Here is an 18,406-nt window from a genome sequence, read left to right as displayed (position 1 = left end):
GGGGTACGCCGTGGGGTGGCGGGTGACCATCTGTTCCGATGGCCTAGGCCGGGTGATGCGACGGCAGGTGGACGGGCGTGCGGGAGACAGCGGTCGAGCCGATCGTCAGCGGCGATGACGTCGGCCTGGCGGAGCAGGTGTGGCGCAACGCGGCCGAGGACCCGGACGCGGTGCAGTTCGTCCGGCCCGACCCGGATCCCCGGTCGTGGCCGGTGCGCCGCTCCGGACGAGGCGGCGCCCTGCCGGTGACCTGCCGGCAGTTCCGCGACGACGTGGTGGCGGTGGCCCGCGGTTTCGCCGCTGCCGGGATCGCGCACGGCGACCGGGTCGGGTTGCTCAGCCGTACCCGGTACGAGTGGACGCTCGTCGACTACGCCCTCTGGTCGATCGGCGCGGTGACCGTGCCGATCTACGACACCTCCAGCCCGGAACAGATCCGCTGGATGCTCGGCGACTCCGGGGCGGTCGGCTGCGTGCTGGAGACCGCAGACCATGCCTTCAGCGTGGCCGATCTGAGGTCGGAACTGCCCGAGTTGCGGCAGACCTGGCGCATCGACGCCGGTGATCTGATCGAGCTGGTGGCGCGGGGCCGGGCCGTCGACGTCACCGAGGTGGATGCCCGCCGAGCCGCCGTGACCGGCGCCGACATCGCCACCATCGTCTACACCAGCGGCACGACCGGCCCACCGAAGGGCTGCGTGCTAACCCACCGCAACCTCTCCGCCGACATCGGCAACGCCACTGCGGTGCTGCCCGAGTTGCTGCATCCGGGTGCGTCGACGGTGCTGTTCCTGCCGTTGGCGCACGCCTTCGCCCGGCTGATTCAGATCGGCATGGTGCACAACCGCGCCACCATGGTGCACAGCGCCGACATCTCCGGGGTGCTCGACCAGCTGCGCCGGTTCAAGCCCACCTTCATCCTCGCCGTGCCCCGGATGTTCGAGAAGATGCACGACCAGGCCCGCCACACCGCCGAGGACGCGCACCGGGGGTGGCTGTTCGGCCTCGCCGAGCGGACGGCTGTGCGGTACAGCCGCGTGTTGGACACCGCGCGCGGGCCCGGAAAGCTGCTCCGCCTGGCGCACCTGGTCTTCGATCTCGCCGCGTACCGCCGGATGCGCGCCGCACTCGGCGGGCGGTGCCGGATGGCCATCGTGGGCGGCGCGCCGCTGGGGGAGCGGCTCGGTCACTTCTTCCGGGGCGTGGGCATCACGGTCCTGGAGGGGTACGGGTTGACCGAGACCTCCCCGGCGTTGACCGCGAACCTGCCGACGGCGATGCGGATCGGCACGGTCGGGCGACCACTGCCGGGGGTACGGATCCGCATCGCCGACGACGGCGAGGTCCACGCCCGGGGAGAGGTGGTGTTCGGCGGCTACTGGAACAACCCGGAGGCCACCCGGAAGGCGCTTACCGACGACGGATGGTTGCGTACCGGTGACCTCGGCAAACTCGACGACGACGGGTTCCTGCGGATCACCGGGCGGACGAAGGAGATCATGGTCACGGCCGCCGGCAAGAACCTCGCGCCCGCGCCGATCGAGGAGCGGATCCGGGCGCATCCGCTGGTCAGTCAGGTGATGCTGGTCGCCGACGGCCGCCCCTACGTCGCCGCCCTGGTGACGGTGGACCCGCAGGCGTGGACGCGCTGGCGGGAGCAGCACGGGCATCCCGGGGCGTCGGTGTCCGCGTTGCGGGACAATCCGGAGCTACGTGCCGAGATCCAGGTCGCGATCGACCGGGCCAACCGCAGCGTCTCCCGGGCCGAACAGGTCAAGACCTTCCGGATCCTGCACCGGGATCTCACCGAGGTGGACGGGGAGCTCACCCCCACTCTGAAGATCAAGCGGGAGGCCGTGCAGAATCACTTCGCCGACGAGGTCGCCGCCCTGTACCACGGTCACTAGTACTAGCGCCGGCTCGTCGCCGCCCAGCCGGTACTGATCAGGAACAGCGCGGCGCTGTAGGTCGCCATCACCAGCACGCCGTGTCCGGGCACCGTCGTACCGGCCGCACCGAGGCCGATCAGCAGGTCCGAGAAGAGGAACAGCGCACCGCCGAGCGCTACCCGCCGGCCGAGGGCGGTGGCGGTCGCCGCCATCAGACACAGCGCCAGGCTGTACCCGAGCACCGGTAGCCGCAGGTCGCCCAGCCGCGACCACAGCATCGCGTTCGCCACAGCCCACAGCGCCAGGTAGCCGGTCACCGCCGCCGGTCGGGCCCGGCGGTGTCTCACGAACGCGGTGATGAACGCCAGTTGCGTACCGAGGAAACAGCCCATCCCGACCAGGAACGCGATCTCCGACGGCACCAGCAGCGCGACGTCTCCGGCGGTGGCGAGCAGCAGGCCGACCGCGATCGGGACGTCCGCCGCGCGGACCCGCCACAGCCACGCCAGCAGCAGCGGTGCCAGCAGCGGCTTGGCCAACCACTGCGCCGCGGGCACGTCGGTGGCGACGGCGACCAGTTCGACGGCCGCCACGACGGCGAACGCCCAGAGCCACGCCCCGCCCCGGTCCGGCCGCCGCAGCCGTACGCCCACCGGTCGTCGACCGGTGCCGGTTGCCGTGTTCATCGGGCCGGCTGCCAGCCCGGGCGGCGCAGCAGGTACCCGAGCCGCTCCCGCCACGACCGGGCGGTGCGCAGGTCCCGCCAGATGGCCGCGTACTCGTGGGTCGCCACCCGCAGCGGGTTGTAGGTGCCGATGTTCTTGGTCAGCCCGTACCGGACCGCGTCCCCCTCGGCCTGGAAGGTCCCGAAGAGTCGGTCCCAGACGATCAGGATGCCGCCGTAGTTGCGGTCCAGGTACTCGTCGTTCGAGCCGTGGTGCACCCGGTGGTGCGAGGGAGTGTTGAGCAGCAGCTCGATCGGCCGGGGCAGCAGGTTGATCCGCTCGGTGTGCAGGAAGAACTGGTAGAGCAGGCTGATCGACTGCTGAAGGAAGATCATCCACGGTGGAATGCCGAGCAGGGCCAGGCCGAGCCAGAACGGCAGCGAGGTCATCGGCGTCCAGCTCTGCCGCAGGGCGGTGGAGAAGTTGAAGAACACGCTGGAGTGGTGCACCACGTGCCCCGCCCACAGGAGTCGGACCTCGTGGTGGGCCCGGTGGAACCAGTAGTAGGCGAAGTCGTCGGCGAAGAACAACAACACCCAGACCCACCAGTCGCCGGGGGAGAGACTGAACGGCGAGATGGTGTACGCGGCGGCGTACAGGCCGATCGTCAGCAGCTTCCACGGCACGCCGATGACCTGGCTGCCGGCACCCATGGTCAGGCTGGTGGCGGTGTCCCGGGTCTCGTAGCCCCGCTCGGCGTCGTCGGGCGCGAACCGGTACGACAACGCCTCGACGGTGATGAGCAGGAGGAACGCGGGGATGGCGTAGAGCACGGCGGGGATCATGCCCGGCTGTCCTTTCTGGTCGGGGCGGTGAGCGCGGCGGTGAGCAGGGATCGGGCCTGTTCGGCGGCCTCGACGTCCCGGCCGTCGGCGATGGCCGAGGCCAGCCGGCGGTGCCCGGTGACGTCGAGCAGTTCGCTGGCGCGCCGCTGTGGCGGCACCTCGGCCACCGCCAGGGCGCCGGCCACCAGGCTGTTGAAGGCCAGCAGGTACGCGGTGTTGCCGCAGCCGTCCAGGATGAGCCGCCAGACGGCGATGTTGGCCTCACCCATCGCGGTCAGGTCCGGGGCCAGGTCGGCGAACTCCTCGACCGCCCGTACGATCCGTCGTCGCGCGGCGTCGTCGGCACGGCGGGCGCAGAGCCGGGCCGCGTCCACGCCGATGCAGGCCCGCATGTCCATCATGTCGCGTACCAGGGTGGCGACCGGCAGGACGTCGCCGGAGCGCACCAGGGACAGCGCGAGATCCAGACCGGCGTGCACCCGCCAGTCCAACACCCGGGTCGCCCCGCCCTGGCTGATCCTGACCAGGCCGAGCTGCTGCAACCGACGCAGCGCCTCCCGGACCGCGTGCCGGTTCACCTGGAAAGCCGCGGCCAGCTCCCGCTCGCCGGGCAGGCTGTCGTCGGTGCGGTAGGTGCCACTGACGATGGCGTCGCGCAACTGTCCGAAGACCAGGTCGGAAACGGAGGCCCGGGTGACGGGGACGAATGCCATGCCGGGCAGTGTGGCCCAGGGCACATCAACCCGTCAACTGGTTGGACCAGTATTGGTCCGCGGATCGACACGCCCGTGGCTCGTGACCAGGCTGTCGCGGTGAGTTAGGGTGCGTTCGCAGCGGGTGGTGGTTGGGCACGGGAGGCGCCGGTGACGAGACGACGGCGTGGCCTCGCCCGCATGGTCCTACGACTCGGTTTCCTGACCGTGGTCGCCGGGGCGGCGTGGTGCGCCTACGACGTCGCCTCGACCGATTCCGCCCGGGCCGCCGGGGAACCGCCGGCCGCCACTCAGGACGGCGCAACGCCCCGCGTCGGCGACCTCGTTCGAGGTCTGCTCGCCCCGGTACTCACGTCGGATCCGCCCGCCCCGGAGCCCCCTCCGCCGCCGGCCCCTCCGCCGCCGGCCCCTCCGCCGCCGGCCCCTCCGCCGCCGGCCCCTCCGCCGCCGGCCCCTCCGCCGCCGGCCCCTCCGCCCAGGACTGATCCGCCCCGACCGCTTCCGCCCGACGAGCCCGAACCACCCGCCGATGCCGGGCGGACCGAACCGCCGTCACCACCTGCCAATGGGCGACCACCGCAGGACACTGCGCCGCCGGCTGACCCGACGCCGCCGGCTGGTCAGGTGCCACCGGAGACCGATCCGGGCATGTCGAGACCGAGGCCGACCGCACCTCGGGGAGCCGCCGATCCGACGGGTGCGGCACCGTCAGCGCAGCGGGCGGCCGGGTCGCCTGCGGCGGGCAGGTCGCTCAGCCGGTCGGCGGAGCCGCTGGCGCGGCTGCCCGAGGCGGTACGCGACGAGGTGGCCGCCGTGGTCGCCGAGGCCGGGCCGCTCGCAGCGCCGCTCATCGCCGCCCTTGCGGAGCTGTTGGCTCCCGCGTCGCCGCTGCTCGACTCCGTCGTGGTGGGTCTGGAGCCGGTGCTCGACCTGCTGGAGCCGGTCGTCGAGCTGCCTCAGCCCGCTCCGGCACCGACACCGGTGGACCCGACCCCCCGACCCGATCCGGATCCCGCCACGCCACCGGCACCGGGAGCCGAACCCGCGCTACCGGCCAGGCCGGACCGGGCCGACGCCGGCCCGGACGGCGCCCGGCAGATCGGCTCCGTCCACCACGTCGTCCGTCACCGGTCCGGCCAGCCGTCGGCGTCGCTGCCGCACACCACCGACGGGATCGTCGACGGTGGACAGCGCGACGGGAACGGGCGGCCCGACCGTACGCCCGGTCCGCCGCCCTCGTCGCCGGCTCCCGGCACCAGCGGTACCGAGTCGGCACCGACCTCGCACAGCGGCCCGGCCGACATGGCCGTGGCCGGCTGGTCGCCGCCGGCGGTCAGCGGCCGGGTGACCCGGCTGGCGCGTACCCGGCGACGACCCTCCCGCTCGCCACGCCCGCGCAGCCGGCCGGCCTGACCGCGGCGCTGCCCCCGCAGCGCCGCCACGCCGGTCGTGGTCGCGTGACGCGACACCTGACGGCGCGTACCCCGCCGACCGTCCCGGGCCCGCCCGTGCGTGACCCGTGGCACCGGCCCGTCACCGTTCTTTCCGACTTCATGCCTCACCAGGAGTACCCATGCACGTCACCCTGCCGGTCAACCGTGCCCGATGGTGCGACCTCGACTGGATCGTCGACCTGCTCACCGCCACGATCGTCCCGACCTCCCTCGGCGCGTGGCTCGTGCCCGACGGGCGGCGGCGTCCCGCCGTGATCGCCGCCGTGGCCCGCATCTGGACCGAGCACGCCCTACTGTTCGGCGACGCGTTCCTGCTCAAGGACGGGACCGCCGCCACCGTCTGGTTCCACCGCTACCGTCCGATCCCGCCGCCACCCCGCTACGACGAGCGACTCGACGACGCCAGCGGCGAACACGCCGTGCGCTTCCGTCGCGTCGATCACCTCCTTGCCGCGCGGCGTCCCGCCGACGCACACAACCACCTCGCGTTCCTCGCCGCACCACCGGACGTCGACCGGACCGGTCAGGCCGCCGCCGTCCTCGCCGGCAGCCACCGGTACATGGACAACCTCGGTCTGCCCACCTACGCGGAGGTGCACGGCGACGACGACCTGCGCCTGTATCGCCGGCTCGGCTACCGGGGCCGGCAACGTCTGTCGTGTCCAGGCGGAGCCACCGTCAACCTGCTGTGGCGGCCGGCCCCGTCGGTGCGGCTCAGCCCGTCCACCTTTCCGGCGCGACGGGTACCACCCGTCCGACCGGCGACGTCGCCCAGAGCGGTGGTAGCGGTCGACGCCGGGGGAGGGGTCGGTGCCCGCCGCTGATCCGTCCTGAGGTGGCACGAACGCGCGCGGGTCGGCCTCGGTCGACCCGCGTGCACCCCGGCTCGCGAAACCACTGTCGACGGCTGGGGTGAACGCCGGGCGTCAACGCTTGGCGGTCGGTGACGGGGGAGCGCTGCCGCCCTGGGGTGCCTCGGTGGACATCAGCTCCACCACCGCCTTGCGGTCGGCCGCCGACGGTAGGCCCCAGCCAGGTCGGTACCCGTACACCTCGCGCAGCGGGGTGGCGCTGGTCCGCCCGCCGAGTATCTCCACGGCGTCGGTGTCGATCAGTCCTGGGTGCTCCACCCCGCACGCCTCGGCGACCTTCATCAGATCCCGCCGCAGCGTCTTGATGTAGTGCGCCGCCCGGACCGACTTCGATGCCGGGTCCAGCCCCCGGTTCAGCCAGGCGTTCTGGGTGGCCACCCCGGTGGGGCAGGTGTCGGTATGGCACTTCTGCGCCTGAATGCAGCCGATCGCCAGCATCGCCTCCCGGCCCACGGCCACCATGTCGCAGCCGAGCGCGAACGCGACCACCGCGTTGTCGGGCAGGCCGAGCTTGCCGGAGCCGATGAAGACGACCTGCTCGTGCAGGTCACGTTCGGCGAAGACGGGGTAGATCCGGGCGAAGCCCTGCTGGAACGGCAGCGAGACGGAGTCGGTGAAGATCAGTGGCGCGGCGCCGGTGCCGCCCTCGCCGCCGTCGATGGTGACGAAGTCGACGCCTCGGCCGGTGCCGCGCATCAGGTCGGCCAGCTCGGTCCAGAAATCGAGGTCGCCCACGGCCGATTTGATGCCGACCGGCAGGCCGGTCTCGGTGGCCAGGAGTTCCACCCAGTCGAGCAGGCTGTCGCAGTCGGCGAACTCCGCGTGCCGCGAGGGGCTGACGCAGTCCCGGCCGACCGGGATCCCCCGGGTCGCGGCGATCTCCGCCGACACCTTCGCCGCCGGCAGCAGGCCACCGAGGCTGGGCTTGGCACCCTGACTGAGCTTGATCTCCAGCGCCCGCACCGGTGCGCCAGCGACCACGTCCTTGAGTCGGGCCAGGTCGAACCGGCCCCGATCGTCGCGGCAGCCGAAGTACGCGGTACCGAGTTGCAGGATCAGCTCCCCGCCGTGGCGGTGGTACGGCGACAGCCCGCCCTCGCCGGTGTTGTGCAGGCAGCCGGCGAGCGCCGCGCCCCGGTTCAACGCCTCCACCGCCGGGCCGGACAGGGAGCCGAAGCTCATCCCGGAGATGGTCACCACGGATTCGGGGCGGAACGCGTGGGTGCGTCGCCGCGCGCCCCCGAGCACCTTCGCCGACGGCAGCCGCACCTCGTGCCCGGTCGTCGGCGTCGACGGTGGTACCGCCCGACCGAAGGTGCGGTGCTTGATGACCGGATATCCCGGGGTGTACTCGATGTCGTTGTCGGTGCCGAACCCGAAGTAGTTGTTCTGCCGCTTCGCCGAGGCGTACACCCAGCGGCGTTGGTCCCGGGTGAATGGACGTTCCTCGTTGTTGCCGGCCACGATGTACTGCCGTAGCTCCGGCCCGAGTGATTCGAGCAGGTAGCGGGCGTGACCAGCAGCGGAAAGTTGCGCCTCAGCGCGTGCTCGCGTTGCAGCAGGTCACGGGCGGCGAGCGCGGCGAGGGCGGTTACGGCGGCGGGTACGGCGTGACGGGCCCATCTCATCCCGCCACACTTTCCGTCGCCGGCCGGGGCCAAACGTCGACGCCGCGCAGGTCAGCGCCGGGATTGGGCGGCGGCACCGCCTGGTCCGCGCCGCCGTCGGACGTTGACCGGGGGTGCTACCAGTGACAGGGTGTCCGTGACCGACCATCGTGCGTCGTCGGGGTGGCCGAGCCAGCGCCCCGCCACCGATCGTGCCACCGGAGGAGTCACCAGGCAGCCACCCGGCGCAGCGGAGCACCCGCCGGGCCGATGGTGTCACCGGCGGCGGTGACGATAATGATCAGCGTATTCAGCGGCATTGTCCACCTGCGCACAGCACGGAGAGCGGCGACATGAGCGGTTGGCAGGTCTCCGGCTATACCCCGGTCCGTCGGCTCGGCGCTGGCGCGTCCGGCAGCGTCGAACTCGCCGTTCACGACGCCACCGGCACGCCAGTGGCGATCAAATACCTGACCGCCAGGTCCGACGACGAACTGTTCCGGGCCGACTTCCGGGACGAGGCGCGGCTGCTTGCCGACATTGACGACCCGCACATCTGTCGCCTCTACGAGTACGTCGAGGCGTCCGGCGGGGCGGCGATCGTGATGGAGTTGGTCAACGGCGTGTCGCTGCGCCAGATGCTGCGGGCACAGGGCCCCACCACACCGGAGTCGGCGCTCTGCGTGCTCAAGGGTTCCCTGGCCGGGCTCGGTGCGGCGCACGCGCGCGGCGTGGTGCATCGTGACTACAAACCCGAGAACGTGCTGGTGACTGCCGAGGGCACGAGCAAGCTCGCCGACTTCGGCATCGCCATGCCGGTCGGTGCCGCCTCCGGTGGCAGTGTCACCGGCACCCCGCGCTACATGGCCCCCGAGCAGTGGTCCGGTGCCCCGGCCAGTCCGGCCTGCGACATCTACGCCGCTACCGCCACCTTCTTCGAATGCCTCACCGGCCACCCGCCGTACGACGGGCGGGACCTGGCCACGCTGCGCCGCCAGCACGTCCGCGCGCCGATTCCCACCGACCGGGCGCCACGCCCGGTGCAGGGCCTGCTGCGGGACGGGATGGCCAAGCGACCCGACGAGCGCCCGCAGCCCGCGCAGGTCTTCCTCGCCAGCCTGGAGGAGGTGGCCGCCGCGGCCTACGGCGATGACTGGGAGGAACGCGGGTGGCGCGAGCTGGCGCGTCGCGCGGCGCTGCTGGCGGCACTCTTCCCATTCCCGAACGGCACCGGTGGCGGCATGAGCGTGGCCAGCACGGCGCTCGCTGCGTCCACCCCGCCGCCGGTGGCCGACGACTCCGACGCACCCGTGCCCCGGCGGACCGGGCGGGCCCGGGCGGCGCTGGTCGGGACCGGGCTGGTGGCCGCGATGCTGGTCGGTGGCGCCGGGCTCAGCTACGCCGCGAAAGACGAACCCGTGGGGGCCGGGGCCGCCACCGAGGCCCGCACGGAGCTGACCGCCGGGACAGCCCCGACCAGCGGAGTTCCGGTCGCGCCCCCGGGCACGGTCACGCCCACACCGGACGAGCCGGTGGTCGACAGCCCTGGACCGGCCACGCCGACCGGTACCGGCCCCGCCCCGACCGGCATCACCCCCGCTGACCCGAGCCCGTCGGTGTCCCGCACCGGCGACGCGCCGGCCCCCACGCCGGTGCCCAGCCCGCCCACCAGCCCGGCACCGCCGCCGGACACCACCGCGCCCACCGTCGACCGGGTCGCGGCGAGCCCGACCGAACTGGATCCGTCCGGCTGCCCGTTCGGGCCCACCGCGAGCACGGTTACCGCCCTGGTCGCCGACGACCGCACGGACCCGGGCCAGCTGCGCGTGCGCTTGCGCTACACGCTGGAGAAACGGTCGTACGAACAGAGCATGGGTCTGCTGCGTGGCGGCCAGTTCGGCGGCGGGCTCGGCGATCTGCCCCGGCCCGGCGCGACCACGCGGATCCCGGTGACGGTCCTGGCCACCGACGCCGCCGGCAACACCACCACCGGCGCGACGGTGTACGTGACGCTCTACTCCTTCTGCACACCCGGCTGATCCGGCCGCACCCCGCACACTTAGGCCCACAACGACGCAGGAGAGACGACAGCCGTGACGCAGCCGGACGACGCCACCGAGGCCCTGCCCACCCGACGGGTACCGGTTGAGCCGACCGTTACCCTGCCCGCACCTCCACCGGCGGCGAACGAGCCCACGGTGTCGTCAGGTGGTGATGCGCAGACGGTGTCCTTCGGTGGTGGTGAGTCGACGGTGTCGTTGAGCGGTGGTGAGCCGACGGTGTCGTTGGGCGGTGGTGAGTCGACGGTGTCGTTGGGCGGTGGTGAGTCGACGGTGTCGCTGGGCGGTGTCGAGCCGACGGTGTCGCTGGCTGGGCAGGGATTCGGCGGCGGGTCTACGGTGGCGTGGGGCGGCGGTGAGTCGACGGTCTCGCTGAAGGGGACGGCGGCCGGCACGGCCAGCGTCGGCGCGACCATGGCCGCGGGTGCCACGGGTGCCACGGGTGCCACGGCAGGCACGCGTACCGGCGGCGCGGTGTCGCCGGCACCGGCCGCGGGGCCCGGTGGTGAGCTGCGGTTCGGTCCCGGGGTGCCGGTCGCCCCGCCACCCGCGCCGGCCTGGCCGGCGTCCGCGCCGCCACCGCGTCGCCCGTCGCTGCGGCGTCGACTGGTCTCCGTGCTGTCCACCCTGCTAACTCTCGCGCTGCTCGCCGCGGTGGGACTCTGGATCTGGCAGCGGCTCAGCCCACTGGAGGTCACCGACGTCACCGCGAGCGTGCCCCGACCCGCCGGCGCACGCTGCGACGTCACCGTCGACGTGGTCGCCACCGTGCGGACCAACGGCCGCGCGGGCGTGATCGAGTATCAGTGGCTGCGGACCGGCAGTGCGCCAGGTGCTCTGCTCACCGAGCGTGTCGGTCGGGGACAGCGTAGCGTCACGCTGACGTTGCGCTGGTCATTCACCGGGGTCGGCAGCACCACGGAGACCGCGACGGTGAACATCGTGTCACCGGCACCGGCGCAGGCGGCGACCGAGGTCAGCTACGCCTGTCCAGGCTGACTCCAGGCCGGTGGTCGGGGATGCGTCTGGGGCTGGGACGCCTGCCCGCCCCCGGGATGCAGCGGCCCCATCCTGATCGCCTACGCCGTGGAACCGGGCAGCGCTGTGGAATCGGGCAGCGCCGTGGAACCGGGCAGCGCCGTGGAATCGGGCAGCGCTGTGGAATCGGGCAGCGCCGCCGCCGAGCGGCTGCCGCTGCTCGCTGCGGACGCGACTTGACGACCTCTGCCGGCCACACCGACATCCGCCTCTGGAACGAGCCGGCCTGACGGCGCTCTCGTACTATGAATCGCGGGCCGTCAACAACCGAAAGTTTCGATCCGGGACGTCGTTCGGGTGATCGGATGGGTGGCGGAATGGGTCATCGTCGCAGCACAGATGGGGCATTGGTGCCCTTCACGGTGACTCGGGCCGGCTCGGGACACAGTGGTACCAATTAAGATCATTGTTGACATTTATGCGACTCGATGCTTGTCTGGCGTTGGAAGCGCTCCCATCCACCGACACCACCGAGGAACGGAGGACGCACATGCGTTCACGCAGGCCTGATCAGAGCGGCGGACGGTCCCGGTCAGCCGTCCGCCAGCCCCTTCGGGTGTTTGCCGTGCTACTCGCGATGATCGTTGGCGTGCTGCCCTGGGCCACCCCGGCCCAAGCCCACGGCACCATCATCAACCCGGCCTCCCGCGCCTACCAGTGCTGGCAGAGCTGGGGCAGCCAGCACACGAACCCGGCCATGCAGCAGCAGGACCCCATGTGTTGGCAGGCGTTCCAGGCCAACCCCGACACCATGTGGAACTGGATGAGCGCGCTGCGGGACGGTCTGGGCGGCAACTTCCAGGGCCGCACCCCCGACGGGCAGCTGTGCAGCAACGGGCTGTCCAGGAACAACAGCCTGAACCAGCCTGGTGCGTGGCGCACGACCAACGTGAGCCGCAACTTCACGGTCCAGCTGTACGACCAGGCCAGCCACGGCGCCGACTTCTTCCGCGTCTACGTGAGCAAGCAGGGGTTCGACCCCACCACCCAGCAACTCGGCTGGGGCAACCTCGACTTCATCACGCAGACCGGCAGGTACGCGCCCGCGCAGAACATCTCGTTCAACGTCTCGACCTCCGGCTACACCGGACGCCACATCGTCTTCGTCATCTGGCAGGCTTCGCACCTCGACCAGGCGTACATGTGGTGCAGTGACGTGAACTTCGTCTGATCGACCAGCTCCACAACCGTCCCACCCGCTCCGGCCCAGGACTGCCGTCCTGGGCCGGAGCGCTCGTGGTGGCCGCGGTCACCTCGTCCGATGCGTGGCAGCTTTGGCGCTCGACACGCCGACCAGGGGCCACCTTTCCTGCCACAGATCTGGGCGGGCTCTGCTGAGGGGCGGGGTTTCTGTGCAGGGGCGGGCGGGTAGGTCGGGCCGGACGAACCACCTGCCCCTGTGGAGGACCATCCGATGCGAGACGACTTCGGTGACGCGGTGGGGGACACCCTCCGCTCGATACTTCTCTTCCTGCCCAAGGCGCTCGCCTTCGTGGCGATCCTGGTTGTCGGCTGGCTGCTGGCCAAGGCAGCGCTGAAGCTGGTGAACCGGCTGCTCGAACGGGTCGGCTTCGACCGTGCGGTCGAACGCGGCGGGATCCGCCGGGCCCTGGCCCGATCCCGCTACGACGCCAGTGACATCGTCGCCCGGCTCGCGTACTACGGGATCCTGCTGCTCACCCTCTACCTGGCCTTCGGGGTCTGGGGGCCGAACCCGATCTCCGACCTGATCGGCGGGGTCATCGCCTGGCTGCCCCGCGCCTTCGTGGCGATCGTCATCGTGGTGGTCGCCGCCGCCATCGCCAGTGCGGTGAAGGACATCATCTCCGGCGCGCTCGGCGGGTTGTCGTACGGCCGGCTGCTGGCCACCGTCGCCTCGGCGTTCATTCTCGGTCTCGGCATCATCGCCGCGCTAAACCAGATCGGGGTCGCCACCGCGGTGACCACGCCGGTGCTGATCGCCGTGCTGGCCACCATCGGCGGCATCCTGGTGGTCGGAGTCGGTGGGGGACTGGTGCGTCCGATGCAGAGCCGCTGGGAGTCCTGGCTCGCCCGGGCCGAGCAGGAGTCGCGGACCATCGCCGAGCACGCCCGGGCCTACTCCGTCGGCCGCCGCGACAGCGACGAGAATCTCGCCGACCCTACCGCCGGCGCGCCCACCTACCCGTCGGACGTCGCCACGCCCAGCACCTCCCATCCGGTCAACGCAGCGCCTACCTCCACCGGCGCGTCGGCCGGTGACGACCCGGAGGCGACCCAGGTCGTCACCGGACCCGCCATCGATCCCGACGCGACCACGCCGCTACCGCGCCAGGATTCGACGCGGTCCGGGCCGGCGTCCTCGGCGTCGCCGGAGAGCGACCCGGACACCACCCAGGTGGTCACCCCGAACCCGCCGCAGCTGCCGGCACAGCGCGACTCCGCCGACAGCGACTCGACAATCGTGCTGCCGAAGACCGGCGAGCAGCGTTGAACGACGGGCGGAACGGGACCGATGCCGGTCCCGTTCCGCCCGAGCAGTCCGCCGCCCGCAACACCAGTGCGAATGCGCCGGGTGAGGCGTTAGCATCAGCGTCATGACCTGGCGACATTGATCCGTCATCCGAGGCCGTGGGCCGCCACGGGCGCCGTGACACCGGCGTCCGTGATCCGTCCCACCTGAAAGGCCCCGATGACCCCGACCTCGCCGCGTGCCCGCCGCCTGGCCGGCACGCTCTACGCGTACGCGTTCCTCACCGACCTGGTGCTGCTCTACCCGGTGTACGCGCTGCTCTTCGCCGACACCGGCCTGTCGGTCGGGCAGATCTCCTCGCTGTTCGTCATCTGGTCGCTGGCCAGCATCGCGCTTGAGGTGCCGTCCGGCGCCTGGGCCGACGCGACCTCCCGACGGCGAATGCTCTGCCTCGCGCCGCTGTGCACCGCCGCCGGGTTCGCCCTCTGGACCCTCGCACCGTCCTATCCGGCGTTTGCCGCCGGGTTCGTCCTCTGGGGAGCCGGCGGCGCGCTCGCCTCCGGCGCGACGGAGGCCCTGGTCTTCGACGAACTCGACCGGCTCGGTGCCGCCGACCGGTACGCCCGCGTCATCGGCCGGGCGCGCACCGCCGGCACCGTCGGGGTGCTGGCGTCGATCGTGCTGGCCGCTCCGGTGCTCGGGTTCGGCGGCTACCCGGCGGTTGGCGCGGCCAGCGTCGCAGCCTGTTTGCTCGCCGCGGCCGTCGCCGTCCGCTTCCCCGAACACCGCCGGGTCACCCGCCGCCCGGACACCGGCCCGGCCGGCGTCGCCTCCGCCCCGCCGGGTGGCCTCGACGTCGATCCTGCCGTGCCGCGTGGCGTCGATCGCGCCGCGTCGGTTGGCCTCGACGTCGATCCTGCCGTGCCGCGTGGCGTCGATCGCGCTGCGCCGGGTGGCCTCGACGTCGACCGCGCCGTGCCCGCCGTGGGTCGGGCGGCCCCAACCGTGGGCAGCGGGTCGGCGGACCCCGGGGCGGCGGTGGCCGACCCGGACGCGGACGAACTCGGCTGGTGGCAGGGGCTGCGCGCGGGAGTGGCCGAGGCCCGTGGCAACCGGCCGGTGCGCCGGGCGGTGCTGCTCGTCGCCGGGGTCGGTGCCGTCTGGGGCGCACTGGACGAGTACACGCCGCTGCTGGCCCGTGACACCGGCGTCGCGTTGACCACGGTGCCGCTGCTGCTCCTGGTCGTCACGGTCGGGCAGATCGTCGGCGGTCTGCTCGCCCCGATCGGTCAACGGTTCGGCAGCCGTGGCTACGCGCTGCTGCTTGCCGGCTCGGCACTGGCCCTGGCCGCAGGCGCACTGTCGGGTCACCCGGCCGCGTTCGGTCTGGTGGCGGTGGCGTTCTGCGGCCTGCAACTGGCCTCGGTGCTGGCCGACGCGCGACTACAGGCCCGCATCGCTGGGCCGGGGCGGGCCACCGTCACCTCACTGGCCGGCATGGGCACCGACCTGACGATCATCGTCGTGTACGCCGGGTACGGTCTGGTCGCCACTGCGGCGGGCAACCCGGTGGCGTTCGCGGTCGCCGCGGTGCCGTACCTGCTGATCGCGGCCGCGGTGGCGATAGGGCCGATCGGCGACCGGAGCCCGCGCGCGCCGGTAGGGGTGACCCCGGGCGGTGACCAGCTTCAGCCGAGGTCGTCGTCCAGGTAGACCCAACGGCCGTCCTCACGGACAAAGCGGCTGCGTTCGGTCACCGTGCCCGGCTCGCGTCCCTCTTCGTAGTGGGCTCGGAACGTCACGGTGCCGACGCTGTCGAACAGGCCACCGCCCGTCGGTGTCGAGCACCTCCAGGCGGGTCCAGCGCTGGGCGGGGTCGAGGTGCAGCCGTGGGGGCCGGGTGCGGGAGTGCCAGCTGCGCATCAGGTAGTCCGGGTCGCCGACGGCGAAGGCCGCGTACCGGGACCGCATCAGCGTCTCGGCCGTGGGCGCATCGGTCTCGCCCCGGTGCAGCCGTCCGCAGCAGTCCGCGTATGGCAGGCCCTGCCCGCACGGGCACGTCCCGGTCACCCCGGCCCCGCCGGCCGTTCGTCTGTCTCGCTTGGCCACGTCGCCATCCTTCCGGTCGCCGCGTCGGCCACGGCCACCGGGGCGACCTCACTGTCCCACGTCGGCGCGACTGCCCACCGGCCGCTGGCGTGCCGGTCAGCGGGATCCGGTACGGACGCCCCGACGGTTGCCGAACGACTCCATCGTGGCGGACCGCTTCGCCGCTGCCGGGCTGGCGGAGCGGGACCGGGATGCGGCGGCCTGGGAGGCGGAGGTTTTCCTGGTCGGTGCCCGCTTCGTACCCGTGGCCTTCCTTGCCGGTGCCGTCGCGCCGGACGCTCTCGCCGCCGTCGCCTTCTTCGCGGGTGCCTTCTTGACCGGAGCGGATTTCTTCGCCGCTGTCGCCTTCGCGGTGGGCCGGCGGGCCGGGGTGGCGGTGGCGGAGACGGCCTTCTTACGGGCGACGCGGGAACTCGTCGGGGTGGGCTTCGTATCGGGCGTCTTCGCGGCGGTGGCCCCGGTGGCCCGCTTCGCCGCCGTGGCCGCCTTCTTCGCCGCCACCTTCCGCGGCGGCGGGCCGCCCTTGTCCGCGCCGGTCCGCTTGCTGGCCCGTGCTGCCTGCGCCATCGTCGCTCCTTGCGAATCTGCCGTGGGCGACGGGTCTTCCCGCCGCCTTGACGGTCAAACGCGGGCTCACGCCGCCCGGGTGGCGAACACGATGACGTTGTCGACGTACTCGCCGGTGTCCCGGTCGAACCGGCCGCCGCAGGTGATCAGGCGGAGTCCGGCCGTGTCGCCCGGGCCGTAGACCAGGTCGGTGGGGAACCGGTCCTTCGGATACGCCACGACGCCGTACACGGCGAAGCGCACCACCCGGGCGTCGGTCCGGACGATCTCGATGGTGTCTCCGGGGCGCAGCTGTCCCAGGCGGAAGAAGACGGCCGGCCCGGCGGGGGAGTCCACGTGACCCACCAGCACCGCGTTACCGGTTTCGCCGGGGCTGACTCCGGGGCGATACCAGCCCGCCACCCCCGGTCGGTCCAGCGGCGGCACCTCAAGCGCCCCGGCGGCGTCGGCGGCCACGGAGATCAGCGGTGCCCGGATGTCGATGGCGGAGATGCGTACCTCGACCGGGGCGGCCCGGGGCAGCGGTGGCAGGCGCGGCACGGGCATCGTCGGGTGCGGCGCCGCCGCACCGTCCGGTTGCGGTGGTCGCGCCGGTAGCTGCGTCACACCCGCGCCGACCAGCGCGAGGCCGACCACCGCCAGCGCCGCGACCAGGAACCGGCTCAGCTGGTACGCCCGCACGGGAACCTCCGTTCGCGGTGCCCGCGCGGAGCGGGGGCGTGGGGCTCGACTCCGTCTGCCGGTGCCACCTCGGGTGCCCGTACCGTCGAGCACGGTACGGGCACCCGTCGCAGGATGGGATGGGGTGGGCCGTGGATCAGTGGGTCGCGGCGGTGACGGCGTGACGACGCCGCCGGGCCAGAATGACGGCACCGCCGAGCGCGGTGGCCAGCAGGGTGGCGCCGGTGGCCACCGTACCGGCACCGTCGTCGCCGCCACGGCCGCCGGCCTCGGCACCGCCGATCGGGGTGACCGTGAAGGTCGCGCTGCCGTCGGCCGTACCGTCGCCGCAGGTGGCGGCCACCGTGTAGGTGCCGAGGGTGAACCCGGCGGTGAACAGCTCCGCGCTCAACCCGCCGCCCGCGGCTGCCGTGGTGGAGCGAACATTCTGGTCGCGGTCAGGCCCGGTGACGCGGAAGATCGCGTCGCCTGATTTCGGGTTGCAGCCCGTCGCGGTCAGTACGACGGTTCCGCCGACCGGCGTGGTGGACGGCGACACGGTCGTGTCGGCCAGCGCGGTGCCGGGCAGCAACAGCGCGCCGAGAGCGATGCCGCCTGCAGCCGGTATGAGAACTCTTCTTGCCTTCATACGCGTCTTCCCTCACTTTTCGTCCGCTGACTGCGTGGGACGTCGTTCGGGTGGCCAACTCCGTGACTAGCACCGGTGTGCCCAACACTAGGTGGCCTTGAGACCCGATCCGGTGAAAATGAGAAATCCTCGTTGCCGTCCCGTGTTCCCCCGGACGCCGCACGCGTCGCGGAAGGGGCGGTCGGGGTGAGCCGTGTCCGGCTGCCGGGGTTGTGGGTTGCCGTGCCCGCGTGGGCGGCTGGCTGGCGATGCCGGATTTGCCGTGCTGTCCGGCCGTGGGTGCTCTGGGGGTGTGGCCCGCCGTGCCCGGCTCCGGGCGGTCAGGCTTGATCCCTGCGCCGGGCACGGCGGGCCACACCCCCGTCGTGGGCGGACACCGTCCGGATGTGCCGGGTGTCGGGTTCGCGTGTGGTGTTCGGGGTCGCGGGAGGTGTTGGCCGGGGGATCTTGGTGCGATCGTGACCCGGGGTGGGCGGTTTGGTTCCACGATCGCCGGGTGCCGGGTGCCGGGTGCCGGGTGCCGGGTGCCGGGTGCCGGGTGCCGGGTGCCGGGTGCCGGGGCGGAATGGGCGGCGGGTCGGGGGCGTTGTAGACGGGTGAACGACCGAGGAAGACCGCCCCCGATGGTGGGTGTGGCCGCGGGAATGATGGTGGCCGGTCGGTCGTTACACATGGTCCCGGCGGCGTGAAGCAGGCCCTTGGCCCCGCGTGCCGGATGATTTCCCCCTTTGTTTGAGCGCCTGTCGGTGCTTGCGTGCGCCTGACCGATCCCCCTTCGGTGTGGGTGTGCGTCGACCCCCGAATTGGAGCTTTGTCATGAACTCGA

Annotated in this window: 15 protein-coding genes and 2 pseudogenes; 8 read left to right on the top strand and 9 right to left on the bottom strand. The window is 72.4% G+C overall.

The window, feature by feature from the left end:
- Positions 1–77: 77 nt before the first annotated feature.
- The gene (locus ACFY2A_RS22245) at positions 78–1,907 is read left to right on the top strand and encodes an AMP-dependent synthetase/ligase (RefSeq protein WP_387174233.1); all 1,830 of its coding nucleotides are present in this window, start codon (positions 78–80) and stop codon (positions 1,905–1,907) included.
- A 2-nt stretch (positions 1,908–1,909) separates the two neighbouring features.
- Here the strand turns inward: ACFY2A_RS22245 and ACFY2A_RS22240 are convergent, their stop codons facing one another.
- The 3 genes from ACFY2A_RS22240 to ACFY2A_RS22230 are packed head-to-tail and all read right to left on the bottom strand — an operon-like array spanning position 1,910 to position 4,112.
- Positions 1,910–2,575 (bottom strand): lysoplasmalogenase, encoded by a 666-nt coding sequence (locus ACFY2A_RS22240; RefSeq protein WP_387174231.1) that lies wholly within the window; start codon positions 2,573–2,575, stop codon positions 1,910–1,912.
- Positions 2,572–3,399, bottom strand: coding sequence for a sterol desaturase family protein (locus ACFY2A_RS22235; protein WP_387174229.1), 828 nt, complete (start codon positions 3,397–3,399; stop codon positions 2,572–2,574). Before ACFY2A_RS22235 ends, ACFY2A_RS22240 begins: the two co-directional genes overlap by 4 nt.
- The gene (locus ACFY2A_RS22230; RefSeq protein ID WP_387174227.1) at positions 3,396–4,112 is read right to left on the bottom strand and encodes a FadR/GntR family transcriptional regulator; all 717 of its coding nucleotides are present in this window, start codon (positions 4,110–4,112) and stop codon (positions 3,396–3,398) included. Before ACFY2A_RS22230 ends, ACFY2A_RS22235 begins: the two co-directional genes overlap by 4 nt.
- Before the next feature lie 648 nt (positions 4,113–4,760).
- On the opposite strand from ACFY2A_RS22230, the gene ACFY2A_RS22225 reads away from it, so the two are divergent.
- Together ACFY2A_RS22225 and ACFY2A_RS22220 are read left to right on the top strand one after the other, a co-directional pair.
- On the top strand, positions 4,761–5,525 hold the full coding sequence (locus tag ACFY2A_RS22225; protein ID WP_387174225.1) for a hypothetical protein: 765 nt from the start codon (positions 4,761–4,763) through the stop codon (positions 5,523–5,525).
- 160 nt (positions 5,526–5,685) lie between these two features.
- On the top strand, positions 5,686–6,390 hold the full coding sequence (locus ACFY2A_RS22220; RefSeq protein WP_387174223.1) for a hypothetical protein: 705 nt from the start codon (positions 5,686–5,688) through the stop codon (positions 6,388–6,390).
- 102 nt (positions 6,391–6,492) lie between these two features.
- Here ACFY2A_RS22220 and ACFY2A_RS22215 read toward each other — a convergent pair whose 3' ends face one another.
- On the bottom strand, positions 6,493–7,902 hold the full coding sequence (locus tag ACFY2A_RS22215) for a glutamate synthase-related protein (protein WP_387174221.1): 1,410 nt from the start codon (positions 7,900–7,902) through the stop codon (positions 6,493–6,495).
- 496 nt (positions 7,903–8,398) lie between these two features.
- Between ACFY2A_RS22215 and ACFY2A_RS22210 the strand changes: the two genes are divergently transcribed.
- The 5 genes and pseudogenes from ACFY2A_RS22210 to ACFY2A_RS22190 all read left to right on the top strand — a co-directional run bounded on the left by ACFY2A_RS22210 (position 8,399) and on the right by ACFY2A_RS22190 (position 15,308).
- Positions 8,399–10,084 carry a protein kinase gene (locus tag ACFY2A_RS22210; RefSeq protein ID WP_387174219.1) on the top strand — a complete coding sequence of 562 codons (1,686 nt, stop codon included), beginning with the start codon at positions 8,399–8,401 and terminating at the stop codon, positions 10,082–10,084.
- Positions 10,085–10,138: 54 nt separating this feature from the next.
- Positions 10,139–11,104 (top strand): hypothetical protein, encoded by a 966-nt coding sequence (locus ACFY2A_RS22205; protein WP_387174217.1) that lies wholly within the window; start codon positions 10,139–10,141, stop codon positions 11,102–11,104.
- A 595-nt stretch (positions 11,105–11,699) separates the two neighbouring features.
- Positions 11,700–12,314 carry a lytic polysaccharide monooxygenase gene (locus ACFY2A_RS22200; RefSeq protein WP_387174215.1) on the top strand — a complete coding sequence of 205 codons (615 nt, stop codon included), beginning with the start codon at positions 11,700–11,702 and terminating at the stop codon, positions 12,312–12,314.
- Between the two features lie 243 nt (positions 12,315–12,557).
- Positions 12,558–13,203, top strand: a pseudogene (locus ACFY2A_RS22195) (hypothetical protein); the annotation flags it as partial.
- 611 nt (positions 13,204–13,814) lie between these two features.
- Positions 13,815–15,308, top strand: coding sequence for an MFS transporter (locus ACFY2A_RS22190; RefSeq protein ID WP_387174213.1), 1,494 nt, complete (start codon positions 13,815–13,817; stop codon positions 15,306–15,308).
- On the opposite strand, the gene ACFY2A_RS22185 is transcribed toward ACFY2A_RS22190, so the two are convergent.
- From ACFY2A_RS22185 to ACFY2A_RS22165, 5 genes and pseudogenes are all read right to left on the bottom strand, one after another.
- On the bottom strand, positions 15,284–15,397 hold the full coding sequence (locus ACFY2A_RS22185) for a YchJ family metal-binding protein (protein WP_387174211.1): 114 nt from the start codon (positions 15,395–15,397) through the stop codon (positions 15,284–15,286). The genes ACFY2A_RS22190 and ACFY2A_RS22185 overlap by 25 nt on opposite strands.
- Before the next feature lie 91 nt (positions 15,398–15,488).
- Positions 15,489–15,566 (bottom strand): annotated as a pseudogene (locus ACFY2A_RS22180) (YchJ family metal-binding protein); the annotation flags it as partial.
- Between the two features lie 234 nt (positions 15,567–15,800).
- Positions 15,801–16,271, bottom strand: coding sequence for a hypothetical protein (locus tag ACFY2A_RS22175; protein ID WP_387174209.1), 471 nt, complete (start codon positions 16,269–16,271; stop codon positions 15,801–15,803).
- A gap of 66 nt (positions 16,272–16,337) precedes the next feature.
- A complete protein-coding gene (locus tag ACFY2A_RS22170) occupies positions 16,338–16,952 on the bottom strand; it encodes a class F sortase (RefSeq protein WP_363922532.1) in 615 nt (204 codons plus the stop codon).
- A gap of 136 nt (positions 16,953–17,088) precedes the next feature.
- Positions 17,089–17,580, bottom strand: coding sequence for a hypothetical protein (locus ACFY2A_RS22165; protein ID WP_363922534.1), 492 nt, complete (start codon positions 17,578–17,580; stop codon positions 17,089–17,091).
- Between the last annotated feature and the right edge of the window lie 826 nt (positions 17,581–18,406).

Origin of the sequence: Micromonospora sp. NPDC000442 (assembly GCF_042898635.1) — a bacterium.
Lineage (GTDB): Bacteria > Actinomycetota > Actinomycetes > Mycobacteriales > Micromonosporaceae > Micromonospora.
This window is presented reverse-complemented; position numbering and strand designations above follow the sequence as displayed.

Coding starts and splice junctions, on each gene's coding strand:
- ACFY2A_RS22240 (WP_387174231.1), bottom strand. CDS start 2,575: ATGAACACGGCAACCGGCACCGGTCGACGACCGGTGGGCGTACGGCTG.
- ACFY2A_RS22235 (WP_387174229.1), bottom strand. CDS start 3,399: ATGATCCCCGCCGTGCTCTACGCCATCCCCGCGTTCCTCCTGCTCATC.
- ACFY2A_RS22230 (WP_387174227.1), bottom strand. CDS start 4,112: ATGGCATTCGTCCCCGTCACCCGGGCCTCCGTTTCCGACCTGGTCTTC.
- ACFY2A_RS22225 (WP_387174225.1), top strand. CDS start 4,761: ATGTCGAGACCGAGGCCGACCGCACCTCGGGGAGCCGCCGATCCGACG.
- ACFY2A_RS22220 (WP_387174223.1), top strand. CDS start 5,686: ATGCACGTCACCCTGCCGGTCAACCGTGCCCGATGGTGCGACCTCGAC.
- ACFY2A_RS22210 (WP_387174219.1), top strand. CDS start 8,399: ATGAGCGGTTGGCAGGTCTCCGGCTATACCCCGGTCCGTCGGCTCGGC.
- ACFY2A_RS22190 (WP_387174213.1), top strand. CDS start 13,815: ATGACCCCGACCTCGCCGCGTGCCCGCCGCCTGGCCGGCACGCTCTAC.
- ACFY2A_RS22175 (WP_387174209.1), bottom strand. CDS start 16,271: ATGGCGCAGGCAGCACGGGCCAGCAAGCGGACCGGCGCGGACAAGGGC.
- ACFY2A_RS22165 (WP_363922534.1), bottom strand. CDS start 17,580: ATGAAGGCAAGAAGAGTTCTCATACCGGCTGCAGGCGGCATCGCTCTC.